Origin of the sequence: Streptomyces aurantiogriseus (genome assembly GCF_014649375.1) — a bacterium.
In the GTDB taxonomy this organism is placed as follows: Bacteria; Actinomycetota; Actinomycetes; order Streptomycetales; family Streptomycetaceae; genus Streptomyces; species Streptomyces aurantiogriseus.
In genome coordinates this window covers 1-938 of record NZ_BMSX01000076.1, presented here as the reverse complement: position 1 = coordinate 938, position 938 = coordinate 1, and the positions used below count along the sequence as shown (strand labels likewise).

General features: G+C 68.7%; 1 protein-coding gene. It reads right to left on the bottom strand.

What is annotated here, in order from left to right; translation table 11 throughout:
• Nucleotides 1-16: 16 nt before the first annotated feature.
• Entirely contained in the window at nt 17-928 is a 912-nt protein-coding gene (locus tag IE263_RS48040; RefSeq protein WP_189944461.1) for a transposase family protein, read from the bottom strand.
• Between the last annotated feature and the right edge of the window lie 10 nt (nt 929-938).

Sequence of the window (938 nt, the reverse complement as noted above, 5' to 3'; positions counted from 1 at the left end):
TGGTCATGGCCTGTTTTCAGGTGGTGGTGCGGTCGGAGACGAGGCTGGCGATGGCGCGGTAGGTGTCGGGCAGGCGGTCGCGGCGGTGGGTCCAGCGCGTCAGTTGCTTCCAGCGTTTGTGGTCGGCGAGGGCGTGTTCGACGGTGATGCGGTCGGAGGAGTGCCCGTGGCGGTCGCGTTCCCACTGTTGGACTCTGCCGGGCAGTGCTCCCGGACGCGGTTTTCTTGGCGGTGTGATCGCTTGCCCGCGGTGGCCGCGGCTCAGGCCGAGGTAGCCGTCGTCCAGGAGGACCTCGACGTCGGGGAAGTACTGGAAGCAGACGGCGATGCCCTCGTTGCGGGCGGCCGTGGCATCGTGCATACGACCAGGCCGCAGGGTGTCGGTCCATAATGTGCGGCCCCGCCAGTCAGCGATGACGGTGGCCTTCATGGTGTTCTGTTTCTTCTTCCCGGAAACGAATGCGCGCCGTCCGCCGCGGCCGGCCAGTGGTCGGCGGACCTGGATCTCGGTGGCATCCAGCCGCAGCTCGATGCCTTCGGCCTGAGCGTAGGCGAACACGTCGGCCAGAGTCCGTAACCGCAGGCCGGGGCGGTCGGGGACCGCGCACCCCCGCTCGGCCAGGAGCACACGTATCTCTGCGATCGCACGGGTGATGGTGGAGCGGTCGACGCCGAACATCAGCCCCAGTACCGAGTGCGGCAGGTCGTGCCGCAGATGGATCAGCGTGGCCACCAGCCGGTCGACGAAGACCAGCTGGTGGCGGGCGCCGGCTCCCGCGGCCCGCTTCCTGGCGCCACCTCGTGCAGCATGGCGACGACCCTCGACCGCGGCTTGCCACGGCACCGCCAACTCCTCGACCAAGAGCGCGAGATGACGCCGAGAGATCCCCGTGAACAGCCGATGCGCCAGCACCGCCCGATTGACCATGATCGCCACA

Excerpts from the sequence above, each read along its gene's own strand:
- IE263_RS48040 (WP_189944461.1), bottom strand. The coding sequence starts at position 928 with ATGGTCAATCGGGCGGTGCTGGCGCATCGGCTGTTCACGGGGATCTCT.